Annotated in this window: 18 protein-coding genes; 12 read left to right on the top strand and 6 right to left on the bottom strand. The window is 69.7% G+C overall.

Annotated elements, in window-relative coordinates; all coding sequences use genetic code 11:
* Positions 1-61: 61 nt before the first annotated feature.
* Positions 62-1243, bottom strand: coding sequence for a hypothetical protein (locus tag ABZ725_RS23285; protein ID WP_358804482.1), 1182 nt, complete (start codon positions 1241-1243; stop codon positions 62-64).
* 251 nt (positions 1244-1494) lie between these two features.
* Positions 1495-2715: a hypothetical protein gene (locus ABZ725_RS23280; RefSeq protein ID WP_351909517.1), complete on the bottom strand. Its 1221-nt coding sequence runs from the start codon at positions 2713-2715 to the stop codon at positions 1495-1497.
* A gap of 280 nt (positions 2716-2995) precedes the next feature.
* Here ABZ725_RS23280 and ABZ725_RS23275 point away from each other — a divergent pair, with 280 nt between their 5' ends.
* The 4 genes from ABZ725_RS23275 (at position 2996) to ABZ725_RS23260 (ending at position 9462) form a co-directional block, all read left to right on the top strand.
* Complete coding sequence (locus tag ABZ725_RS23275; RefSeq protein WP_358804481.1) at positions 2996-4570, top strand: diaminobutyrate--2-oxoglutarate transaminase family protein; 1575 nt, start codon at positions 2996-2998, stop codon at positions 4568-4570.
* Positions 4571-4742: 172 nt separating this feature from the next.
* Positions 4743-6620, top strand: coding sequence for an IucA/IucC family protein (locus ABZ725_RS23270; protein WP_358804542.1), 1878 nt, complete (start codon positions 4743-4745; stop codon positions 6618-6620).
* Complete coding sequence (locus ABZ725_RS23265) at positions 6515-7282, top strand: GNAT family N-acetyltransferase (RefSeq protein ID WP_358804541.1); 768 nt, start codon at positions 6515-6517, stop codon at positions 7280-7282. The genes ABZ725_RS23270 and ABZ725_RS23265 overlap by 106 nt, the downstream gene beginning before the upstream one ends.
* Before the next feature lie 167 nt (positions 7283-7449).
* Positions 7450-9462 (top strand): ATP-dependent DNA helicase, encoded by a 2013-nt coding sequence (locus tag ABZ725_RS23260; RefSeq protein ID WP_358804480.1) that lies wholly within the window; start codon positions 7450-7452, stop codon positions 9460-9462.
* Positions 9463-9678: 216 nt separating this feature from the next.
* Here ABZ725_RS23260 and lexA read toward each other — a convergent pair whose 3' ends face one another.
* Entirely contained in the window at positions 9679-10458 is a 780-nt protein-coding gene (lexA, locus tag ABZ725_RS23255) for a transcriptional repressor LexA (protein WP_351909523.1), read from the bottom strand.
* Positions 10459-11055: 597 nt separating this feature from the next.
* Here lexA and nrdR point away from each other — a divergent pair.
* Both nrdR and ABZ725_RS23245 read left to right on the top strand, forming a co-directional pair.
* Positions 11056-11625, top strand: a complete 570-nt coding sequence (nrdR, locus tag ABZ725_RS23250) for a transcriptional regulator NrdR (RefSeq protein ID WP_358804479.1) — start codon at positions 11056-11058, stop codon at positions 11623-11625.
* A 166-nt stretch (positions 11626-11791) separates the two neighbouring features.
* Positions 11792-14692, top strand: a complete 2901-nt coding sequence (locus ABZ725_RS23245) for a vitamin B12-dependent ribonucleotide reductase (protein WP_358804478.1) — start codon at positions 11792-11794, stop codon at positions 14690-14692.
* A gap of 103 nt (positions 14693-14795) precedes the next feature.
* Here the strand turns inward: ABZ725_RS23245 and ABZ725_RS23240 are convergent, their stop codons facing one another.
* Positions 14796-15329: a TerD family protein gene (locus ABZ725_RS23240; protein ID WP_358804477.1), complete on the bottom strand. Its 534-nt coding sequence runs from the start codon at positions 15327-15329 to the stop codon at positions 14796-14798.
* Positions 15330-15485: 156 nt separating this feature from the next.
* Here ABZ725_RS23240 and ABZ725_RS23235 point away from each other — a divergent pair, with 156 nt between their 5' ends.
* The 3 genes from ABZ725_RS23235 (at position 15486) to ABZ725_RS23225 (ending at position 17800) form a co-directional block, all read left to right on the top strand.
* The gene (locus ABZ725_RS23235; protein ID WP_358804476.1) at positions 15486-16091 is read left to right on the top strand and encodes a YdbC family protein; all 606 of its coding nucleotides are present in this window, start codon (positions 15486-15488) and stop codon (positions 16089-16091) included.
* A 131-nt stretch (positions 16092-16222) separates the two neighbouring features.
* The gene (locus tag ABZ725_RS23230; protein WP_358804475.1) at positions 16223-16882 is read left to right on the top strand and encodes a histidine phosphatase family protein; all 660 of its coding nucleotides are present in this window, start codon (positions 16223-16225) and stop codon (positions 16880-16882) included.
* A gap of 12 nt (positions 16883-16894) precedes the next feature.
* Positions 16895-17800, top strand: a complete 906-nt coding sequence (locus ABZ725_RS23225) for an ADP-ribosylglycohydrolase family protein (protein ID WP_358804474.1) — start codon at positions 16895-16897, stop codon at positions 17798-17800.
* Positions 17801-18095: 295 nt separating this feature from the next.
* On the opposite strand, the gene ABZ725_RS23220 is transcribed toward ABZ725_RS23225, so the two are convergent.
* Complete coding sequence (locus ABZ725_RS23220; protein ID WP_351909537.1) at positions 18096-19643, bottom strand: MFS transporter; 1548 nt, start codon at positions 19641-19643, stop codon at positions 18096-18098.
* 187 nt (positions 19644-19830) lie between these two features.
* Here ABZ725_RS23220 and ABZ725_RS23215 point away from each other — a divergent pair, with 187 nt between their 5' ends.
* From ABZ725_RS23215 to ABZ725_RS23205, 3 genes are all read left to right on the top strand, one after another.
* The gene (locus ABZ725_RS23215; RefSeq protein ID WP_358804473.1) at positions 19831-20454 is read left to right on the top strand and encodes a TetR/AcrR family transcriptional regulator; all 624 of its coding nucleotides are present in this window, start codon (positions 19831-19833) and stop codon (positions 20452-20454) included.
* Positions 20455-20547: 93 nt separating this feature from the next.
* Positions 20548-21249 carry a ribonuclease HII gene (locus tag ABZ725_RS23210; RefSeq protein ID WP_358804472.1) on the top strand — a complete coding sequence of 234 codons (702 nt, stop codon included), beginning with the start codon at positions 20548-20550 and terminating at the stop codon, positions 21247-21249.
* 67 nt (positions 21250-21316) lie between these two features.
* Positions 21317-21955: a hypothetical protein gene (locus ABZ725_RS23205; protein ID WP_358804471.1), complete on the top strand. Its 639-nt coding sequence runs from the start codon at positions 21317-21319 to the stop codon at positions 21953-21955.
* 328 nt (positions 21956-22283) lie between these two features.
* Here ABZ725_RS23205 and ABZ725_RS23200 read toward each other — a convergent pair whose 3' ends face one another.
* Positions 22284-22904, bottom strand: a complete 621-nt coding sequence (locus ABZ725_RS23200) for a hypothetical protein (protein WP_351909543.1) — start codon at positions 22902-22904, stop codon at positions 22284-22286.
* Positions 22905-23162 lie beyond the last annotated feature (258 nt).

Raw genomic sequence — 23162 nt, 5'->3', positions numbered from 1 at the left:
CGCTGAACGACCGAAGGCCCGCCCCTGCTTGCCGCAGGGGCGGGCCTTCAGCGTGTCCGGCTCACTGCCCGCCGTAGGTCTTGCTCATGTTCTGGTAGAGCGCCTCGGCCTTCTGGCCGAGCTGCGGCCCTGCCAGCCAGGTGTTGTCGACCGGGCCGATGGAGGTGTTGGAGACCAGCTTGGTCTCGCCGTCCACCACCCGGAACCAGCCGCCGCCGGAGGAACCGCCGGTCATCGTGCAGCCGATCCGGTACATCGTCGGCAGCGACGTGCTCAGCGAGAGCCGCCCCGGCCGGTCGATGCACTTGAACATCTTCAGCCCGTTGTAGGGCGGTGCCGCGGGGTAGCCCCAGGCGCCCATCGCATCGACCTCGGTCGCGGACGGCGCGGAGAAGTCCACGTCCAGGGCTCCGCCGACCGTCTCCTCCAGCGACTTGGAGCCCGCCTCCGGCGTCACATGCAGCACCGCGTAGTCGTACGCGGCACCCGCTCCGCCCGTCTCCGAGCCGCCGGCGATCCACTCGTTCGAGGTCGACGCCCAGTCGGCCCACCAGTTGCCGTAGGGGGCGATCTCCGACGCCTTGGCGTCGCCGAGCTGTGCCTCGCTCTTGCCGAGGTCGTTGTAGGCCGGGACGAAGACGAGGTTGCGGTACCAGCCGCCGTCGCCGCCGGCGTGCACACAATGGCCGGCCGTCCAGACGAGGTTGGACTTGCCCGGGTGGTTCACGTCGGTGACGACCGTTCCGGAGCAGACCATCGTGCCCTCGGGCGAGTCGAAGAAGACCTTGCCGACCGGGGCGGCGTTCTCGTGGTACGGCGTCTTCTCGGCCGCCGCCTCGACAGGCGTCGGCTCCGGGTCGCTGACGCCCTGGTCGGCGGCGGCGTCCTTCGTCGTGACCGTCTTGTCGGCCTCCTTCGCGGACTGCATCCGCTCCGGCTTCCACAGCCCCTCGATCACGGGGTTGACGAAGTCCTTGGCCTCACTGAGCCACTTGTCCTTGTCCCAGTCCTGCCAGCCGCCGTCGGCCCACTTGTCCACGTCGATGCCGTGCTTCTTGAGCTTGTCGGCGATCTCGGCAGGGACCTGGGCCTTGCCGTCACCGGAAGCGGTGGCGGACTGGGAGGCGGCGGCAGCCGCCTTGTCGTCGTCGGAGCCGTTGCAGGCGGTCGCCGTCAGAGCCAGGGCGGTGGCGAGCCCGGCCGCGAGCAGGGCGCGCGCGACGGGCGTACGTGTGGAACGCATGGTGCGATGTCCCCCGTTGGAGCGTGTGGATCGGTGGAGCGTGGGCACAGGCCATGACCTGGCAGGGGTCATGACCCGGGAAATGGGCCAAGACCGTGAATGTCATGCGCCTGACAGGCGAACCGTCGAGTTCGCGCGTTGATCGCCCACAGACAACACCCCACTATGCCCGGGGAATTCGGGACGAACGGCGGTGGGACGGTGAAGGTTCCCGTCAGACGTCCCACCGCGCGTACGCCGCCCCGATCCGGCTACTGACCGGCGAACTTGTCGCTCACCGAGTCGTAGACGCCCTTGGCCACCTCACCCAGCCGCGGTCCCGCCAGCCAGCCCGCATCCGCCGGGCCGATCGAGGTGTTGGACACCAGCGCCGGCTTTCCGTCCGACCCGGTGGCGACCCAGCCGCCGCCGGACGAACCGCCGGTCATCGTGCAGCCGATGCGGTACATCGTCGGGTCCGCGGAGCTCAGCGAGAACCGCCCCGGCCTGTCCTGGCACTGGTACAGCTTCTGGCCGTCGTACGGAGCCGCCGCCGGGTAGCCCGTCGCGGTGAGGCTGCTCACCTTCGGCACCGCCGGGGCGTTGAAGTCCACCGGCAGCGCAGAGCCGACCGTCTCCTCCAGGGACTTGCCCGAGCCGCCCTCCTCCGGCGTCACATGGATGACGGCGTAGTCGTACGAGGCGCCGGCACCACCGGTCGGCCCGCCCTGCGCGATCCACTGGTCCGAGGTCCGCGTCCAGTCGCCCCACCACACGCCGTACGGAGCCGCTTCCTCCTTGGTGGCGGTCTCCAGCTCCGCGGACGTCTTCCCGGAGTCGTTGTACGACGGCACGAACGCGATGTTGCGGTACCAGCCGCCGTTCTTGCCGGCGTGCACACAGTGGCCCGCCGTCCACACCAGGTTGGACTTTCCGGGGTGGGCCGGGTCCTGGACGACCGTCGCCGAGCAGACCATCGTGCCCTCGGGGGCGTCGAAGAACACCTTGCCCGCCTCGGGGACGTTGGCGTGGTACGAGGGCGAGACCTCCTTCGCGTCCACCGCCTGCGGCGTCGCGTCGGTCACGCCCTGGTCACCGGAGAGGTCGTTCTCGTCGACCGCCCGGTCCGGGTCCTCGGCCTCCCGCATCCGGTCCGGGTCCCACAGGCCCTTGATGATCGGGTTGATGTAGTCCTGCGCCTCGCGCAGCCAGTCGTCCTTGTCCCAGTTCTTCCAAGCGCCGTTCTTCCACTTGTCGAGATCGATCCCGTGCTCTTTGAGCTTGTCCTTGATGTCGTCCGGGATCGTGATCGTGTTGTCGCCGGTCGACGCCGAGGCGCTGACCTGGCTGTCCGCGTTGGTGTCGCCCGAGTCGCAGGCGGTCGCGGTGAGCGCGAGCACCGAGGCGAGGGCCACGACGCCCAGCACAGGGGAGGTTCTGCGGCGCGCGTTCCTCCCCCGGCGAGCGGTGAACGACGGCCGTATGGATCGCATGGTCTGACTCCCCCTGCTGTCAACGAACTTGAAACACCGGCCGTTCCCCATAGCGGAACTCATGGTGATCTCATATCGAGTTCAAGCGGGTCTCACGGCCATGTGCGATGCCCCCACACGATATGCGGTCGCTGTGGGGGACTCCCGACGGAATGGCAACTGTTCGGTCACAGCAAGGATCTTGAAGCAACCCGTAACCAGGGAGGCCGTCCGGGGTTGATAGCGGTGGGGGGCCTGCTGTCTGCGCTCGGCCCCCTGAACTGCGGGAGGACAGGGAGCCGTGGCCGTCACCGAGCCAGTGCCCGAGGGCATCCTGAGACGTCAGTCGGCACGCGAGTCGGCGGCGCGCACCTACGCGCGCGCCCTGCCGATCGTCCCGGTACGCGCACGCGGGCTGACCATCGAGGGCGCGGACGGACGCCGCTACCTCGACTGTCTCTCGGGCGCCGGCACCCTCGCGCTCGGCCACAACCACCCCGTCGTGCTGGAGGCCATCCGCGGGGTTCTCGACTCGGGCGCGCCCCTGCACGTCCTCGACCTCGCGACCCCCGTCAAGGACGCCTTCATCACCGAGCTGTTCCGGACCCTGCCGCCCGGTCTCGCCGACCACGCGCGCGTGCAGTTCTGCGGACCGGCCGGCACGGACGCCGTGGAGGCCGCGCTCAAACTGGTCCGGGCCGCCACCGGCCGCACGGGCGTCCTGGCCTTCACCGGCGCCTACCACGGGATGACCGCCGGATCCCTCGAAGCCTCCGGGGGTGCCTACGACGTAAGGGTGGCGCGCCTGCCCTATCCGCAGGACTACCGCTGTCCGTTCGGCGTCGGCGGGGTACGCGGCTCCGAACTCGCCGCCCGCTGGACCGAGTCCGTCCTCGACGACCCCAAGTCGGGCGTACGGCGACCCGCCGGCATGATCCTCGAACCCGTCCAGGGCGAGGGCGGTGTGATTCCCGCGCCTGATGCCTGGATGCGCCGTATGCGACAGATCACCGTGGACCGCTCGATCCCGCTGATCGCCGACGAGGTCCAGACGGGCGTCGGACGGACCGGCGCCTTCTGGGCGGTGGAGCACAGCGGGGTCATCCCGGACGTGATGGTCCTGTCCAAGGCCATCGGAGGCAGCCTGCCGCTCGCCGTCGTCGTCTACCGCGAAGACCTCGACGTCTGGCAACCCGGCGCCCACGCGGGCACGTTTCGCGGCAACCAGCTCGCCATGGCCGCCGGCACGGCCACCCTCGCCTACGTCCGCGAGCACCGCCTCGCCGAACGCGCGGCCGTCCTCGGAGCCCGCATGCTGGGCCGACTCCGGGACCTGGCCCGGGACTTCCCGTGCATCGGAGACGTGCGGGGGCGTGGGCTGATGATCGGGGTCGAGATGGTCGACCCCGAGGGGGCATGCGGGACCGGCGAGACCGGCGGGATCGATGCCCCGCTGGTCGATGCCCACACCGACGCCGGATTCGACGCGCCTGCCGACGACGACGGTGTCGGTGCCCGTGCCGCCAAGCCCCGTACGGAGCCGCAGTTGGCCCCGGTGACCGCCCCCTGCCCCGCCGACCCCGCGCTGGCCGTCGCCGTCCAGCGAGAGTGCCTGCGGCGCGGCCTGATCGTCGAACTCGGCGGACGGCACGCCAGCGTCGTACGACTGCTTCCGCCCCTGACCATCACCGATGAGCAGGCCGCCGCGGTACTGGACCGACTGGCGGACGCCGTGGCGGCCGCGGCCGGCAACCACGCCCGCGCCAAGGGGCGCAGGGATCACCCCCAGCCGAACCCCCTGAACGAGCCGAGCAGGCCGGGCCGCCCGCCCGGGAGGGTTCCGCACCAGGGCGGCCGTGCCGAACGGGCGGGGTAGTGCGGGCAGCCGCTGCCGCACCGGCACGACCACAGACCCGGTCGGCCCCACCACTTCACGAGGAACGACCTTGACCACCTTCCCGCAGTCCACCGACTCCGACTCCGACTTCGACACTGCGGCTCCCGCGTCCGTCGCCGCTCCCGCGTCGGCGTCCACCTCGGGCACGCCCCTGACCCAGGTTCCCGTGCCGCGTGGGCGAGCAGACGCCCCCGCCGCCGATCTCCTGGACCACCCCGATCCGCACACGGCCGCCCAGGCAGCGGCCGTGGAGAACCTGCTGCGCTGCTGGGTGCGCGAGGCCGGTCTGCCCGCACCGGGCGACGGCATCCTGCGCGTGCCGCTGCCCGCGAGCGGTGTCACCCTTCTCGCCCCCGTCCACTACTGGTCCTCGACGGGCTGGCACCGCTTCGGCCTCCCGCGCCTGGCCGACGCACCCCAGCAGTCCCCGCCCGCGGACGCCGTCACGGTCGCGGCCCTGCTGGCCCGGGAGACGCTCACCGCTGCCGACCCGGCACCCTGTCCCGCCCCCACCAGTGGCGAAGGCGGCGAAAGCGTCGACCTCGTCGCGCGCGTCGCAGACTCCGTCCGCCGGACCGCGGCCTTCATCCGCGAGCGCCGAGAGCACCCAGCCCACGAGGAACCCGATCTGTTCCTCGCCGCCGAGCAGGCACTGGTCCTCGGGCATCCGCTGCACCCGACCCCGAAGAGCCGAGAAGGACTCTCGGACGGCGAAGCCCGTCTGTACTCACCCGAGTCCCATGGCTCCTTCCTCCTTCGCTGGCTCGCTGTCGCTCCTTCCGCGCTCGCCACCGACTCCGCCTGGACCGAACGCGGCCGTCCCGTGCCCGCCGCCCGGCTGACGGCCCGTCTCGCCGGGGACGGACTGCCACTGCCCGACGGCTTCGCCGCCCTGCCGGTGCATCCCTGGCAACTGCGCGAGGCGCGGCACCGGCCCGAGGTCGAGGCGCTGTTCGACGCCGGACTGCTCCAAGACCTCGGAGCCCACGGCCTTCCCTGGCATCCCACCTCCTCCGTACGCACCGTCCACCGCTCCGCCGCCCCCGCGATGCTGAAACTGTCGCTCGGGCTGCGCATCACCAACTCCCGTCGCGAGAACCTCCGCAAGGAACTCCACCGGGGCGTCGAGGTGCACCGCCTCCTGCGCGCGGGCCTGTCCAAGCGGTGGCAGGCAGCCCACCCCGGCTTCGACATCGTCCGGGATCCGGCCTGGCTCGCGGTCGACGGACCGGACGGTCTCCCGCTGGCGGGGCTCGACGTGATGATCCGGCACAACCCGTTCGCCCCGGCGGACGACGTCTGCTGCATCGCCGGACTCGTGGCACCCCGACCCGATGCCCGAGGGACCTCGGGGTCGGACGCCCCGACGCCTTCGGCACACCCCGCCGCCCCGGACTCGGCGCCCGCACACCGCTCCCGGCTGGCCTCGATCGTCGCGCGACTCGCCGTACGGACAGGCCGGCCGCTGGGGGCGGTCGCCGCCGAGTGGTTCCTGCGCTACCTGGAGCAGGTCGTCCGTCCCGTCCTGTGGCTCGACGGTGAGGCAGGGATCGCCCTGGAGGCGCACCAGCAGAACACGCTCGTCCTCCTGGACCCCGACGGCTGGCCCATGGGCGGCCGCTACCGCGACAACCAGGGCTACTACTTCCGCGAGTCCCGCCGCGCGGAACTCCAAGCCCGACTGCCGGGCATCGGCGAGCGGAGCGACACCTTCGTCTCCGACGAGGTCACCGACGAGCGCTTCTCCTACTACCTGGGGATCAACAACGTGCTCGGACTCATCGGCGCGTTCGGTTCCCAGCGGCTCGCCGACGAGCAACTGCTGCTCGCCGCCTTCCGTCGCTTTCTCGCCGACGCCGCCTCCGGCCCGGACCGGCTGCGCAGTTCGCTGCCCTCCCGCCTCCTCGACTCACCCGTCCTGCGCTGCAAGGCCAATCTGCTGACTCGGCTGCACGGCCTCGACGAACTCGTCGGCCCGGTGGACACGCAGTCCGTCTACGTCACCGTCCCCAACCCCCTTCGCCTCTGAGTCACCTGCCCCACCCGATCTGCCGAGAGGAGCCTGCCGTGCCTCCCGTCGAGGCTGTCGCCGACACCCGTACGCCCACGCCCAGTGCTGTCCCCGGCCTGCTCGACCGCATCGGTGACTGGGGGCCCATCGCCACCTCGGCAGGCGTGTTCCGGCTCGTGCCCGTACGGATCGACAGGGATCTCCCGCTCGTCGGCCGGTGGATGAACGACCCGGCCGTCGCGGCGTTCTGGGAGCTGTCAGGACCCGAGCCCGTGACCGAGCGCCACCTGCGCCGCAAACTGGCCGACGGGCGCAGCATTCCGTTCCTCGGCCTGCTGGAGGGCCGGCCCATGAGCTACTGGGAGGTCTACCGGGCGGACCTCGACCCGCTGGCGCGCCACTATCCGGCCCGGCCGCACGACACCGGGATCCATCTCCTCATCGGTGGTGTCGCCGACCGTGGGAGAGGGCTCGGCGGGCCGCTGCTCAGAGGAGTCACCGAACTTCTCCTCGACAGAAGATCCGCGTGTGCCCGCGTCGTCGCCGAACCCGACCTTCGCAACATTCCGTCCATCGCCACCTTTCTGAGCGCCGGATTCCGGCTTTCCGCAGAACTCGCCCTGCCCAGCAAGCGAGCCGCCCTCATGGTCAGAGACCGAGTCCTGTCCGAGCTGTCGTGACGACACGCAGCGGTGCCGTCACTGCTCGTAACGTCCGGTGTGTCGAACCGGTTCCCGCCCGTGCCCTGCTCCACCACCCGACCGAGAAACCCCGCCGTCTTGATCCCTTCCCTCCCGTCAGCCTCGACCACCCGATTGTCAGTGCCGCGCCGTAGGGTGGTCGCGCTATGACGAAGCCCTCACTCCCTGAACTCCTGCACGCTGCCGTCACCGCCGTCGGCGGCACGGAGCGCCCCGGCCAGGTGACCATGGCCGAAGCCGTCGCCGAGGCGATCGACGACGGATCCCACCTGCTGGTCCAGGCCGGCACCGGCACCGGCAAGTCACTCGGCTACCTCGTGCCCGCGCTCGCGCACGGGGAGCGCGTCGTGGTGGCGACCGCCACGCTGGCCCTGCAACGCCAGCTCGTCGAGCGGGACCTGCCGCGCACGGTCGAGGCGCTGCATCCGCTGCTGCGCCGCCGCCCGGAGTTCGCGATGCTCAAGGGCAGATCGAACTACCTGTGCCTGCACCGCCTGAACGAAGGCGTCCCGCAGGACGAGGAGGAGGGCCTCTTCGATCAGTTCGAGGCGGCCGCACCCACCAGCAAGCTGGGCCAGGACCTGCTGCGGCTGCGGGACTGGGCGGGCGACACCGAGTCCGGCGACCGGGACGACCTCACGCCCGGCGTCTCCGACCGGGCCTGGGCCCAGGTGTCGGTGTCCTCCCGGGAGTGCCTGGGCGCCACGAAGTGCGCCTACGGCGCCGAGTGCTTCGCGGAGATGGCCCGCGAGCGCGCCAAGCTGGCCGAGGTCGTCGTCACCAACCACGCGCTGCTCGCCATCGACGCCATCGAGGGCGCCCCGGTCCTGCCGCAGCACGAGGTGCTGATCGTCGACGAGGCGCACGAGCTGGTTTCGCGGGTCACCGGTGTCGCCACCGGCGAGCTCACCCCGGGCCAGGTCAACCGGGCCGTGCGCCGGTCGGCGAAGCTCGTCAACGAGAAGGCGGCCGACCAGTTGCAGACCGCCGCCGAGGGCTTCGAGCGGCTCATGGAGTTGGCGCTGCCCGGCCGCCTGGAGGAGATCCCGGAGGACCTCGGCTACGCCCTCATGGCCCTGCGTGACGCCGCGCGGACGGTCATCTCGGCCATCGGCGCGACCCGCGACAAGTCCGTCCAGGACGAGGACGCGGTCCGCAAGCAGGCGCTGGCCTCGGTGGAGACGGTGCACGATGTCGCGGAGCGGATCACCAACGGATCCGAATGGGACGTCGTCTGGTACGAGCGGCACGACCGCTTCGGCGCCTCCCTGCGGGTCGCCCCCATGTCCGTGTCGGGCCTGCTGCGCGAGAAGCTCTTCGCGGACCGCTCCGTGACCCTGGCCTCGGCGACGCTGAAGCTGGGCGGGGACTTCAACGGGGTGGGCGCCTCGATGGGGCTGGCCCCGGAGGGCACACAGGGCGAGGACGTTCCGCAGTGGAAGGGCCTCGACGTCGGCTCGCCGTTCGACTACCCCAGGCAGGGCATCCTCTACGTCGCCAAGCACCTCTCGCGCCCCGCGCGGGACGGCGACCGTGCCGACATGCTGGACGAACTGACCGAACTGATCCGAGCCGCCGGCGGCCGGACGCTCGGACTCTTCTCCTCCATGCGGGCCGCGCAGCTCGCCGCCGAGGAACTGCGCACGCGCATTCCCGAGTTCCCGATCCTGCTCCAGGGCGAGGAGACCCTCGGCGAGCTGATCAAGAACTTCTCGGCGGATCCCCAGACCTGTCTGTTCGGCACGCTGTCGCTCTGGCAGGGCGTCGATGTCCCCGGTCCCAGCTGCCAGCTGGTCGTCATGGACAAGATCCCGTTCCCGCGGCCGGACGACCCCTTGATGAGCGCCCGCCAGAAGGCGGTGGAGGAGGCCGGCGGCAATGGCTTCATGGCCGTCGCAGCCACCCACGCGGCGCTGCTCATGGCCCAGGGCGCGGGTCGCCTCGTACGGGCGTCGGGGGACCGCGGCGTGGTCGCCGTTCTGGACCAGCGGCTCGCGACGGCCCGCTACGGGAGCTATCTGAAGGCCTCTCTGCCGGACTTCTGGTACACCACGGACCGCGACCAGGTCCGGAAGTCGCTCACGGCGATCGACGCGGCGGCCAAGCAGGCAGAGGCGGCCAAGCAGGCGGAGGCAGTCGAGCAGACAGCGGCGCAGTGAGGGCAGTGGAGCGGTGAAGGCAGACAGCGGCGCAGTGAAGGCAGCGGAGCGGTGAAGGCCGGGTGCCGTCCCGGAACTGGGACGGCACCCGGCCTTCACCGACGCCCCTCGGGCGCTTTCGCAAACCGTCGGGGACAGCACAGGGCCCCGGAACCGGCGCAGGGATCCCGGGGCCCAGTCAGGGGGTGGACGGCGAAGGCCCGCCCGCCGCCGTGCTCAGACGCGGCGGAGTACGGCCACCACCTTGCCGAGGATGGTCGCGTCGTCGCCCGGGATCGGCTCGTAGGCGGCGTTGTGCGGCAGCAGCCACACATGGCCGTCCTCGCGCTTGAAGCGCTTGACGGTGGCCTCGCCGTCCAGCATCGCGGCCACGATGTCGCCGTTCTCGGCGACGGGCTGGCGGCGGACGGTGACCCAGTCGCCGTCACAGATCGCGGCCTCGATCATCGAGTCGCCGACCACCTTCAGCACGAACAGCTCGCCGTCGCCCACCAGCTGCCTCGGCAGCGGGAAGACGTCCTCGACCGACTCCTCGGCGAGGATCGGGCCACCGGCGGCGATGCGGCCGACCAGCGGGACGTACGACGCGGCGGGCTTGCCGGCGGTGTCCGTGGGCTGCACGGAGGCGGCCTGGTCGGAACCGCGCACCTCGTACGCGCGCGGGCGGTGCGGGTCGCGGCGCAGGAAGCCCTTCCGCTCCAGTGCCATCAGCTGGTGGGCGACCGAGGAGGTGCTGGACAGGCCGACCGCCTGACCGATCTCCCGCATGGACGGCGGGTAGCCGCGCCGCTGCACGGAGTCCCTGATGACCTCGATCACTCGGCGCTGCCGGTCGGTGAGTCCCGAACTGTCCGCGCGGATGCCTGGAGGTCGCCCAGGCAGAGAGCGCTTGTGCGCTTCGGGATTCATGGATTCGTTCATCGCATGCACCGGCTCGAGTCGGCCCTGGGAGCGGTCCTGGGCAGTGATGGTGGCACTGTCTGCGGTGGTGGTCACGTCGGCCCCTCTCGGTTGTCTCCCTGCTGGACAACGGTAGTTGCTTTCGAAAGGTTGCGCCAAACACACGTTCGAGTGAAAAAGCGTGGATAGCCTGACTTGATCATGTGTCTGGGTGTATGGCTAACGCGATCCCTGGCAGGCAAAGAGCTCATTCTTGTACTCTTCGCCGCCGGGGTCGACGACCTTGTGAGGTGCGGCCCTTGTGAGGTTCGGCCCCAGTCTGTCATCCGGCCTCTCGTCGGCAGGGAACCGGCCCTGCTCTGCGCGAGAGTGCCACCTCTCCTCCTTGTGGCGCCCACGGTATCGCCGTAAGTGCCGCGGCGATACGGCCGTACGTGCGCGTGCAGGGGTGGATTTCGAGTGCTCGGCGTGACGGCGGGATCGCGTGGGGTGAGCCCGATGGGCGCGACACGCGATACAGCCTGGATGTATGAGCCAAGCCCCATATCTAGTGGTTGGATTGCATCAGCGGCCCAGAAGTTGTGGTCCCCGGTGTCTTCGGATGCTCATGGATCCCCTATGCTTGGGGCTGCTTCGAGGGGCCCATGAGGCCCGGCGAGGCCATTGAGTCTGCTGTGAGGAGGGTTGGAGTTCATGCACTGCCCCTTCTGCAGGCACCCCGACAGTCGTGTCGTCGACAGCCGTACGACGGATGACGGCACGTCGATCCGCAGGCGCCGCCAGTGCCCTGACTGCTCCCGTCGTTTCACGACTGTGGAGACGTGCTCGCTCATGGTGGTGAAGCGGTCCGGAGTCACCGAACCCTTCAGCCGTACCAAGGTCATCAATGGCGTGCGCAAGGCATGCCAGGGGCGGCCGGTGACGGAGGACGCGCTTGCTCAGCTCGGCCAGCGGGTCGAGGAGGCGGTGCGGGCCACCGGAAGCGCCGAGTTGACCACCCACGATGTGGGACTGGCCATACTCGGCCCGTTGCAAGAACTCGACCTCGTCGCCTATCTGCGATTCGCCTCCGTCTACCGGGCGTTCGACTCGCTCGAGGACTTCGAGGCCGCCATCGCGGAACTGAGGTATCAGACGGGACACCCCGCCGCGGACGAAGACGACCGCGAGGACGACACAGGGGCTGTCGCGGGGAGCCAGGAAGACGGCGGCGGGCCCGGAGGGACCGTGCAGGTCCCCGAGCCCGCCCACGCCGCCGACTGACCGACGGGCCGGAACCAGGACTTCAGACTCCGGGACCGGCCGGGCGGCGGCGGACCAACACCTGCTGTGGGCGATAGCGCGTGTATGCCCACAGCACAAGACAGAACACCGTGTCACGGGAACAGCGTGGCATTTCAGGGCGTTTTCGCCCGTAGAGGGAGGCGGCATGACAGAGACGGCGAGCGGTCCGGCACGAGGTTCCCGAGCTAAGGGCGCCAAGACCACCAAGGGCCTGCGTATCGAGCGCATCCACACCACCCCCGGCGTGCACCCGTACGACGAGGTGGTCTGGGAGCGCCGTGACGTCGTCATGACCAACTGGCGCGACGGCTCGGTCAATTTCGAGCAGCGTGGCGTCGAGTTCCCCGACTTCTGGTCGGTGAACGCGGTCAACATCGTCACCAGCAAGTACTTCCGCGGTGCCGTCGGCACCCCGCAGCGCGAGGTCAGCCTCAGGCAGCTGATCGACCGCATCGTGAAGACGTACCGGAAGGCCGGCGAGGACCACAAGTACTTCGTCTCGCCCGCCGACGCCGAGATCTTCGAGCACGAGCTGGCGTACGCCCTCCTGCACCAGATCTTCAGCTTCAACAGCCCCGTCTGGTTCAACGTGGGCACGCCGCAGCCCCAGCAGGTCTCCGCCTGCTTCATCCTTGCCGTCGACGACTCCATGGAGTCGATCCTCGACTGGTACAAGGAAGAGGGCATGATCTTCAAGGGCGGTTCCGGTGCGGGCCTGAACCTTTCCCGCATCCGCTCCTCCAAGGAGCTCCTCTCCTCCGGCGGCAACGCCTCCGGACCGGTCTCCTTCATGCGTGGCGCCGACGCCTCCGCCGGCACCATCAAGTCCGGTGGCGCCACTCGCCGGGCGGCCAAGATGGTCGTCCTCGACGTGGATCACCCGGACATCGAGGACTTCATCGCGACCAAGGTGAAGGAAGAGGAGAAGATCCGCGCTCTGCGCGACGCGGGCTTCGACATGGACCTGGGCGGCGACGACATCACGTCCGTCCAGTACCAGAACGCCAACAACTCGGTCCGGGTGAACGACGAGTTCATGACGGCTGTCGAGCAGGGCGGTCAGTTCGGCCTCCGCGCGCGGATGAGCGGCGAGATCATCGAGAAGGTCGACGCCAAGGCGCTGTTCCGCAAGCTTGCCGAGGCCGCGTGGGCCTGTGCCGACCCGGGCATCCAGTACGACGGTGTGATCAACAACTGGCACACCTGCCCCGAGTCCGGCCGGATCACCGCGTCGAACCCGTGCAGCGAGTACATGCACCTGGACAACACGTCCTGCAACCTCGCCTCGCTGAACCTGATGAAGTTCCTCAAGGACGACAGCAAGGGCAACCAGTCCTTCGAGGCCGACCGCTTCCAGAAGGTCGTCGAGCTCGTCATCACCGCGATGGACATCTCCATCTGCTTCGCGGACTTCCCGACCCAGAAGATCGGCGAGAACACGCGCGCGTTCCGCCAGCTCGGCATCGGCTACGCCAACCTCGGCGCCCTGCTGATGGCCACCGGTCACGCGTACGACTCCGACGGCGGCCGCTCCCTGGCCGGCGCGATCACCTCCCTGATGACGGGCACGGCCTACCGTCGCTCCGCCGAGCTGGCCTCGGTCGTCGGCCCCTACGACGGCTACGCCCGTAACGCCGACGCCCACAACCGCGTCATGAAGCAGCACTCCGACGCCAACGGCACGGCCGTCCGCACGGACGACCTGGACAGCCCGGTCTGGGCCGCGGCGACCGAGGCCTGGCAGGACGTGCTGCGTCTCGGTGAGAAGAACGGTTTCCGTAACTCCCAGGCGTCCGTGCTCGCCCCGACCGGCACCATCGGTCTGGCGATGTCCTGCGACACCACCGGCGTCGAGCCCGACCTCGCCCTGGTCAAGTTCAAGAAGCTGGTCGGCGGCGGCTCGATGCAGATCGTCAACGGCACCGTGCCGCAGGCCCTGCGCCGCCTGGGCTACCAGGAGGAGCAGATCGAGGCGATCGTCGCCCATATCGCCGAGAACGGCAATGTGATCGACGCGCCGAGCCTCAAGCACGAGCACTACGAGGTCTTCGACTGCGCCATGGGCGAGCGCGCCATCTCCCCGATGGGCCACGTCCGCATGATGGCCGCGATCCAGCCCTGGATCTCCGGCGCCATCTCCAAGACGGTCAACATGCCGGAGACGGCGACCGTCGAGGAAGTCGAGGAGATCTACTTCGAGGCCTGGAAGCTCGGCGTCAAGGCGCTCGCGATCTACCGCGACAACTGCAAGGTCGGCCAGCCCCTCTCCGCGAAGACCAAGGAGAAGGAGAAGGCCGAGGTCACCGCGAAGGCCGAGGACACGATCCGCACCGCGGTCGAGAAGGTCATCGAGTACCGCCCGGTCCGCAAGCGCCTGCCCAAGGGCCGTCCCGGCATCACGACCTCGTTCACGGTCGGCGGCGCCGAGGGCTACATGACCGCCAACTCCTACCCGGACGACGGTCTCGGCGAGGTCTTCCTGAAGATGTCCAAGCAGGGTTCGACCCTCGCCGGCATGATGGACGCCTTCTCCATCGCGGTCTCCGTCGGCCTCCAGTACGGCGTGCCGCTGGAGACGTACGTCTCGAAGTTCACGAACATGCGCTTCGAGCCGGCCGGCATGACCGACGACCCGGACGTGCGGATGGCGCAGTCGATCGTCGACTACATCTTCCGTCGCCTGGCGCTCGACTTCCTGCCCTTCGAGACGCGCTCCGCGCTCGGCATCCACTCCGCCGAGGAGCGTCAGCGCCACCTGGAGACCGGCTCGTACGAGCCGAACCTCGAGGAGGAGGACGTGGACGTCGAGGGGCTCGCCCAGTCCGCCCCGCGCCAGACGGACCTGAAGGCCGTCGCCACCCCGAAGGCCGACGTCGAGGTGGCCAAGCCCGCCCCGCAGCAGGCCCACACCAGCGCCGAGCTGGTGGAGATGCAGCTGGGCATCCAGGCCGACGCCCCGCTGTGCTTCTCCTGCGGTACGAAGATGCAGCGGGCCGGTTCCTGCTACATCTGCGAGGGCTGCGGGTCGACCAGCGGCTGCAGCTGATGTCTCGCCTCTGCTGGGTGTGACCTAGCTGGTCAGGGCGGTGGAGCCGGTACTCGGCTCCACCGCCCTCGGCGTTCTGCGGCTCCGGGCCGCCGCGCCACCGTCAGGGTCGGCGCAGCTGGCCCATGATCCTCGTGAACGTCGCCGGGTCGTCCTCGAAGCCCTGGACGCCGGAGTGGAACGACCACCCGTCCGACGTCTCGCGCACGAACTCCGCGACCGTCGCCGCGGTCGCACCGAGAACCTCGCCGAATTCGTCCTCGTCCAGGACGGTGTAGCCCTCCCGTATCCGGAAAGCGGGGTTGAGCACGCCGACGAAGGTGCGGTGCTCGGTGTTCTGCTGGATGACGACGCCGACGACCACGCGCGCGTACCGCGCGTCCAGGCGGTCGAGTTCCAGCGTCATCACCTCGTCCCAGCCGAACCCCTTGCCGTCCTTGCTGTCCCGGTTGAGATAGATCGTGCCGTCCGGGGAGCGACTGTCGAAGTGCACCACATAGGCAGGGGCGCCCTTCGGATCGCTCGCCAGATAGGTCGCGGCCACAATGTCCAGATCGGTGGGCGGCTGTCCCGTAGGACTCGGGTCCCACTTCAGCGCCATCTCGATCTTGCGGATTCCCTTGTTGAGCCCGCTCACCGGACTTCCCCTCCCCGTGTCCCCGTCTGCAGTCGCCCCGAACTGGCCGACCGTCAGGGCTGGTTGTCCATCCTGCCACGCGCGCGTGCACCGTCGCAGGACCGCTCTGTGCCCGAGAGTGACCAACGCCACGCCTGCTGGCCGTACCATGGCGCGGTGCTGGTCAAGTGGATTCGCTGCACCGTGGTGGACCGCCGCGGTTTCGAACGGGGACAGCGAAAGTGGGCGGGGCTTCTGGGGGAGCCGGGATTTCGGGGACAGGGCGGGGGCTGGAGCAGGGGGCGCCCCGGGGTCGCGCATGTCTTCGCCTTCTGGGAGAGCCGCGCCTTCTACGACTCCTTCATGGCGCGCTCCCACGACCGGCTGGCGGCGGCCCAGTCGGGCACCTTCAAGGACGCCCAGGTGCGCCTGTTCGACTACCGCTTCGACGTGAAGACCGGCTTCGAGCCCCGCTTCACCGACTCCGACCTGCTGCGGGTGGCCCTGTGCCGGGTGCACGAGGAACGTGCCGAGCACTTCACCCTGATGCAGGAGAAGGTGTGGAACCCCGCCATGGCCGGCTCGCCCGGCATGATCCGCGGGCTGTTCGCCGAGGCGCCGGGGAACGAGTTCATGGTCCTGTCGATGTGGCGCTCGGAGGCAGAACACGGCAAGTACCGGACCGAGCGCGTGGAGCGGCTGGCACTGCGCGCCCAGACCGAGGCGGACATCTCGGCCCTCACCGGTGACATCGTCGAGCTCGAGTCGACCTGGACGGTTTGAAATCCGGATTCACCCCGGAGCGCGATGATCGTGTGCTGTTTTGGGCCTTCTGATGCGGGATCTGTGTGACCTGCGCCGTATGGAGGCCCCACGAGTGCTCGATCGGCCGTCATCCGATCTAGGGTTTTGGCATGGCACGACCACGGCGCATCGTCCTTGTCCGCCACGGGGAGTCAACGGGCAATGTTGATGACACCGTCTACGAGCGTGAACCCGACCATGCACTCGCCCTGACCGACCGAGGATGGCGGCAGGCCGAGGAAACGGGAAAGAACCTGCGGGAGGTGTTCGGCCGAGAGCGGGTCAGCGTGTACGTCTCCCCCTATCGGCGGACGCATGAGACCCTCCGCGCCTTCCACCTCGACCCCGATCTCATACGGGTACGCGAGGAGCCCCGGCTGCGTGAGCAGGACTGGGGAAACTGGCAGGACCGCGACGACGTACGGCTGCAGAAGACCTACCGGGACGCCTACGGGCACTTCTTCTACCGCTTCGCGCAGGGCGAGAGCGGAGCCGACGTCTACGACCGGGTCGGCGGCTTCCTGGAGAGCCTGTTCCGCAGCTTCGAGGCCCCGGACCATCCGCCGAACGTACTCCTCGTGACCCACGGCCTGGCGATGCGCCTGTTCTGCATGCGCTGGTTCCATTGGACGGTCGCCGAATTCGAGTCCCTCGCGAACCCGGGGAACGCCGAGATGCGCATGCTCGTTCTCGGGGACGACGGCAGGTACACGCTTGACCGGCCCTTCAACCGCTGGCGAGATCCGGAGCCCTACGGGATCACCGGATAGAGTGGGAGATCGATGACCGTTGACACCTCTCCCGACGGGCGCCTGGAACGTGCCCTTGCCAGCCTGCGCGGCCTCGCCGTGGGTGACGCGCTGGGCTCCCAGTTCTTCGTGCCGGCGAACTACCCGCTGCTGCAGCGCCGCGAGCTGCCTCCCGGCCCATGGCAGTGGACCGACGACACCGAGATGGCCTGCTCCGTCGTGGCCGTCCTGGCGACCCATGACCGCATCGACCAGGACGCCCTGGCCCACTCCTTCGCGGAGCACCATGACTTCGACCGCGGGTACGGCCCTGCGGTCAACCGGCTGCTGAGGCTGGTCCGGGAGGGCGCCGACTGGCGTGAACTGTCGGCCGCCCTCTTCAACGGGCAGGGGTCCTGGGGCAACGGCGCCGCGATGCGGATCGCCCCGCTGGGCGCCTGGTACGCGCATGATCCCGAGCAGGCGACCCACCAGGCGGAGATCTCCGCCTACCCCACGCATCAGCACCGTGAGGCCGTGGTCGGGGCCATGGCCGTCGCCGCGGCCGCCGCACTGGCAGGCGCCACGGAAGGCCCGCCGAGCGCCGAGGCGCTGCTGGACGGTGTCATCGCCCTCGTCCCGAAGAGCGCCGTCGGCGCCGGCCTGCGCCGCGCCAGGGACATGCTCGACTACGCCGACGCGGCCACCGTGGCGGCGGTGCTGGGCTGCGGACGGCGTACCTCGGCCCACGACACCGTCCCCTTCGCGATCTGGTCGGCCGCTCGGGCCCTCACCGACTACGAGACGGCGTTCTGGACGACCGCGCAGGTCGGCGGGGACGTGGACACGACCTGCGCCATCGTGGGAGGGGTACTGGCGTCCGGCAAGGCCGGAGCGCCTCCAGGGGCGTGGGCGGGGCAGGTCGAAGCGCTGCCGGGATGGATGCCCGCATCCGTCTGACACGCCGCATGCGCCCTCCGGTGGGAACTCACAGTGTCCGGTGGGAACTCTGCGTGACCGGCTGCGCGTTCTCCTGACAACCGCCGTGTGACGTATGCGTACACATGGGCGAGTGGTCGAGTGGGCGGAGCGGCGGGCGACTGCGGCAGCGGCGTAGGGGGTGGGCGTGCGGTTCGTTCTTTTCGTGATCATGCTGTTGGTGCCGGGCGGCAGGGCGGGCCGATCGGGGAGCGGCGGACGCGCCTTCGCCCTGTCGGGCGGCGCCGCTCCGAGATCGGCCCGTGGACCCGTGCTGTCAGCCGACCGCGGGGCCCGCCGTACCGGAGAGCGCCTCCAGGTCGCTCTTGCGGACGCGGATCACGAGCCAGGCCGTCACCAGTGCGAGTGCGGCCATCGCGGCGGCCGGGATGAAGGCCGTCGAGATGCCGTGGGCGAGCACCTCGTGTCCCCAGGGCGCGGGCAGTTGGTGCGTCTTGGCGAACTCGGCCTTCTGTTCCGCGGATCCCTCGGCGAGGAACTTCGGCAGCTGCTTCTCCGCCTCGTCCTTGCTCGCCGTACCGAAGACGGTCGTCAGGATGGACAGTCCGAGCGAACCCCCCACCTGTTGCGTGGCGTTGAGCAGGCCGGACGCGGCGCCCGCTTCCTGTGGGGCGACACCCGAGACCGCGGTGACCGTCACCGTCACGAAGTTCAACCCCATACCGAAGCCGAAGACCAGCATCGGTCCGAGCACCCCACCGGCGTAGGAGCTGTCCGGGCTGATGAAGGCCTGCCAGGTGAGACCGATGGCGACCAGAGTGGATCCGGTGAGCATGAACGGCTTGGGGCCCAGCACCGGCAGGAAGCGCTGCGACAGACCCGCGCCGGTCGCGATGGCGACCGTGACGGGAAGGAAGGCGAGGCCGGCCTTGATCGGGCTGTAGCCCAGCACGTTCTGCACGAAGAGCACAATGTAGAAGAACATGCCGAACATGGCCGCAGCGAGGCTCAGCATGATCACGTACGTACCCGAGCGGTTGCGGTCGGCGAACATCTTCAACGGGGTGATCGGCTCCTTGGCCCGCATCTCCGTGAACACGAAGGCGATCAGCAAGGCCACCGCGGCACCGAAGGCGCCAAGGGTCAGACCGTCCCGCCAACCTGCCTCCGCGGCGCGGATGAAGGCATAGACCAGGGAGGCCATGCCTGCCGTCGAAGTCAGCGCGCCGGCGATGTCGAAGCGCCCCGGGTGGCGCTCGGACTCGCTGATGTACAGCGGCGCGAGGGCGGCGATGAGTATGCCGATGGGCACGTTGACGAACAGCACCCACCGCCAGTCGAGCCACTCGGTGAGCATGCCGCCCGCGAGCAGGCCGATGGCGCCGCCGCCCGCGGAGACCGCGGCGAACACGCCGAAGGCCCGGTTCCGCTCCGGTCCTTCGGGGAACGTCGTGGTGATGAGCGCCAGGGAGGTGGGCGACGCGACGGCGCCTCCCACGCCCTGCAGGACACGCGCGGCCAGCAGTTGCCAGGGCTCCTGGGCCAGTCCGCCGAGCAGCGAGGCGAAGGTGAAGAGCAGGATGCCGGCCATGAACACCCGGCGTCGCCCGAGGATGTCCCCGGCTCGGGCTCCGAGCAGCAACAGGCCGCCGAAGGTGAGTGTGTAGGCGCTGACCACCCAGGTGAGATCGGTGGTGCTGAAGTTGAGCGCGCCTTGAATGTGCGGGAGGGCGATGTTCACAATCGTCGCATCGAGTACCACCATGAGTTGGCAGGCCGCGATGACGGTGAGTGCGATGCCGGGGTGTCCCTCCCGGCGGGCGGCGCCCGGCTTCTGGTTCTGAATCAACTGAGAGGTTGTCACTATGAGTCCCCCACAAGAGCGTTAGTGAACGCTGGCGTTCACTGGCCCGTCAACGGTAGTGAGTCCTCCGTAGTGAACGCAAGCGTTCACTTGTGGCGTCGCCTCTCGGCGTGTCCCCCGCCGCAGTCGTGCGGAGCCTTGCTCCACCCCGTAGTCCCCGCTCCTTCTGCTCGCTGGAGACACTCAGATGGTTACTTCGCGCTGGACGGCCGCCCCCGCTCCGGCGACCTCCCCCCGCCGGCGCGGCGCCGTGCTCGAACGTGCGATTCTCGACGCCGCACTGGAGCAACTGGGCACCGTCGGCTGGAACGGCCTCACGATGGAGGGCGTCGCGGCCGGCGCCCAGACCGGCAAGGCCGCCGTCTACCGCCGCTGGCCCTCCAAGGAGGACCTGGTCGCGGACGCCCTGCGGGCCGGACTGCCCAGACTGGACGCCGCAGCCGATCTGGGGAGCGTGCGGGAGGATCTGGCGGCACTGTGCCGCGATGCGCGCGACGCGATGTTCTCCCGTCCTGGTTTCGCGTTGCGTTCGGTGATTCACGAATGCGATCCGTCCCAGGCGGAGCGCTTCCAGGCTCTGATCCTCGAGGGCGTGGTCGAGCCGACCGTCAAGCTCCTTCATGAGGTCATCAGCCGCGGAATCAAGCGGGGGGAAGTGCGGCCCGACGCGGCGAACGGATATGTCTTCGACGTCATCCCGGCCATGATGATGTATCGATCAAAGATGTGCGCATGCGAATGGAATGATCGAGAGCTCGATGAGATGATCGACCGGCTCATGCTGCCGCTGCTGCGGCCGGACGCCCCCTGACCGCGGCTTCGACGCCGTTGCTCTCGAGCCCTGAGGGGCCGGCGCCGACCGGGGTGTCGCGAGGGGATCCGGGCGGCGTAATCTAGGGACGCCATGCCGTACGAACCACCCACTCACACCGTCGAGCGCTCTCTGCGCGCCACCACCGGAGCCAAGGTCATTGCCGGTGTCGACGAGGTCGGCCGCGGTGCGTGGGCCGGACCTGTCACCGTCTGCGCGGCGGTCACCGGACTCCGCCGACCCCCCGCCGGTCTCACCGATTCCAAGCTGCTCACGATCAAGCGGCGCACCGAGCTTGCCGAGGTGCTGCTGACGTGGGTGACGTCCTACGCCCTTGGGCACGCCTCCCCGGAGGAGATCGACGACCTGGGCATGACCGCCGCGCTGCGGCTCGCCGCCGGGCGGGCCCTGGAAGCGCTCCCGATCCGCCCGGACGCGGTGATCCTCGACGGGAAACACGACTATCTCGGCGACCCGTGGCAGGTTCGCACGGTGATCAAGGGCGACCAGTCGTGCGTGGCGGTCGCGGCGGCCTCGGTGATCGCCAAGGTCCAGCGCGACAAAATGATGGCCGAACTGGGTATCGACCATGCAGACTTCGGTTTTGCGGACAATGCCGGGTATCCGTCGCCCGTGCACAAGGCCGCACTGGAGGAGCGGGGCCCCACCCCGTACCACCGGTTGTCGTGGGCGTATCTTGATGCGCTGCCCCAGTGGCGGCACCTCAAGAAGGCCCGCAGCTGGGCGAACGGAAGCGTTCCGGAGATCGAAGGTCAGCTCGGCTTCGACTTCTGACGATTCCGGCCGCACCGTGTGCCACCCGCTGGCGCGTGTCGCACCAACGTTTGATAAGAAACAGCCCATGCCTCTCATTCCCGAGGAGCCTCAGATTCACGAGAGTGCCCAGGGTCCCCGCGCCACTCCGGCCAGCGGCCGCACAGCGCCGACCCCTCGACCTGTACCCGGACCCCGTCCCGCGGCTCCGTCGCGTCCCGGTCGTCCCGGACCCCTTCGGCCCACGCCGCCGGCGCAACGCACACCACGTGACGTGGCCGCCAAGCCCGGGCCCTCGGCCCCGGCCGCTCCTGTCGCCGCCGCGCCCGCAGCGGTGACTCCCCAGGTCCAGTTGATCCCGGCCTCGGCCGAGGGCGCGCTGGACGCCGCCGAGGAGGCCGTGGACCTCCTCCTGGAATCGGGCCGTGCTCCAGGGGACGTGCTGGTGATCACCACCGGCGAACAGCATCCCTGGGCCGCCCACGAACTGTCCTTCGGCGAGGCGCCCTACTGGGCGCAGCACGACGCGGGGGACGACGTCTTCTACGCCGATGCCGCCGTAGCGGGCCGAGCGGGTGTGCGTCCGGTCGTCGTGGTCGCCGTCAACGGCGGGCCCGACACCGCGGCCGTCACCACTCTGCCGCTGGCCCGCGCTCGGGCCGCTGCCCTGCTGATCGTCTGCGGTGACCCGCAGCAGATCAACGCGGCGCTCGGCGCGGGCGTCTGAGCCGGTTCCGGCAGGCCGCGAGGCGTCGGGACCATGGAGGCGTCGCTGCCGCGGCGCCTCTGTGGTGTGCCCGCACGACGTCTTCCGGTGCGCGGATACGCGTGCGCGGGAGGACGGAGGTCTCGGCGCACGCTTCTTGGTGCGCCCGGGCCGGTGTCGTCTGATCCGGCCCTGCCCGGCGTTGTCCGACGGGGTTTGCTCCGAGGAGGATCTGGTCCTCGGCGGCTGCCAGGCCCGCTCGACGGCACAGTCAAGCAGCCGTGGCGCCCGCGTCGTTGCGGGCGCCGACGCCGATCGGTCGGGTACGAGGCGTTACACCGGGCGCCCTTCAGCGAGCGGCCGCGCGGCGCAGTACCTCTGAGGCGGAGCCGCCGGTCCGTGGCAGCGGAGGCGGGGCCTCGGACAGGGCGAACGGTTCCGGAGCCGAGTGCGAGTTGGGGCGACGGCCTCCCCGGCCCTCCCCGAGGACCTGCCAGCCGTCCTGGGTCAGAGTGATGTACGCACCGCAGCGCAACCCGTGCAGCGTGCAGGCGTCACGCAGGCCCCACATCCACGCCCCGTCCTCCTCGGTCCAGTTCGCGTCGCCCTCGCGGCAGTAGAGCAGCACGGCGGTGCGCACAGGCGTACGGCGTCGCAGGTCGTGCGGGACGACCCGGCGCAGTTGGGCGAGCAGCGCGTTGCGGAACATCCAGCCGTCGGTCGAGGCCTGACGCCGGGTGAACGAGGCGCTGGCCCGCACCCGTTCGTCCGGGTCGAGCACGGCCACGATCGCGGTGGCCGGCCGTGGTCGGTGCCGCGAGTGCAGCCCGCTGACGACTTCCCGTGGGTTGCGCAGCAGCGGAATGCCGGCCGCGGCCCATTCGGCAGGCTCGAGCAAGCGGTTGGCGGAGGTGGCGGACGTGGACGTCGACAACGATGCCGCCGAGGACGGAGCGAATCCGAAGGTCACGATCCTCCCTTCGGCTACGGCCCACACTGCGGGCGGGTCGGATTCGGGAGAGCGCACACCGCAGCAGAGCCCTACCGGACTACGGGCGAGCCGTGCGGGGAGCGGACCTCAATTCTTCCTGTCGAACTTGGATGCGGCAACGAGCAAATGGGGCCACCGACCGTTATGTGGAGGTGAATGGCTTATATCCCTACCCAGTGATTCGTGGAACGACGCCTGCGTCCACCGTTCAAGCCGTGTTCGTGCCGTGTTCGTGCC

It is taken from the genome of Streptomyces sp. NPDC006872 (assembly GCF_040635845.1).
Classification (GTDB): Bacteria; Actinomycetota; Actinomycetes; order Streptomycetales; family Streptomycetaceae; genus Streptomyces.
The sequence above is the reverse complement of the archived record's forward strand: the minus strand, read 5'-3'. Positions and strand labels throughout refer to the sequence as shown.

Excerpts from the sequence above, each read along its gene's own strand:
- ABZ725_RS23205 (WP_358804471.1), top strand. The coding sequence starts at position 21,317 with ATGCCTCTCATTCCCGAGGAGCCTCAGATTCACGAGAGTGCCCAGGGT.
- ABZ725_RS23285 (WP_358804482.1), bottom strand. The coding sequence starts at position 1,243 with ATGCGTTCCACACGTACGCCCGTCGCGCGCGCCCTGCTCGCGGCCGGG.
- ABZ725_RS23260 (WP_358804480.1), top strand. The coding sequence starts at position 7,450 with ATGACGAAGCCCTCACTCCCTGAACTCCTGCACGCTGCCGTCACCGCC.
- ABZ725_RS23225 (WP_358804474.1), top strand. The coding sequence starts at position 16,895 with ATGACCGTTGACACCTCTCCCGACGGGCGCCTGGAACGTGCCCTTGCC.
- nrdR (WP_358804479.1), top strand. The coding sequence starts at position 11,056 with ATGCACTGCCCCTTCTGCAGGCACCCCGACAGTCGTGTCGTCGACAGC.
- ABZ725_RS23215 (WP_358804473.1), top strand. The coding sequence starts at position 19,831 with ATGGTTACTTCGCGCTGGACGGCCGCCCCCGCTCCGGCGACCTCCCCC.
- ABZ725_RS23245 (WP_358804478.1), top strand. The coding sequence starts at position 11,792 with ATGACAGAGACGGCGAGCGGTCCGGCACGAGGTTCCCGAGCTAAGGGC.
- ABZ725_RS23230 (WP_358804475.1), top strand. The coding sequence starts at position 16,223 with ATGGCACGACCACGGCGCATCGTCCTTGTCCGCCACGGGGAGTCAACG.
- ABZ725_RS23280 (WP_351909517.1), bottom strand. The coding sequence starts at position 2,715 with ATGCGATCCATACGGCCGTCGTTCACCGCTCGCCGGGGGAGGAACGCG.
- ABZ725_RS23210 (WP_358804472.1), top strand. The coding sequence starts at position 20,548 with ATGCCGTACGAACCACCCACTCACACCGTCGAGCGCTCTCTGCGCGCC.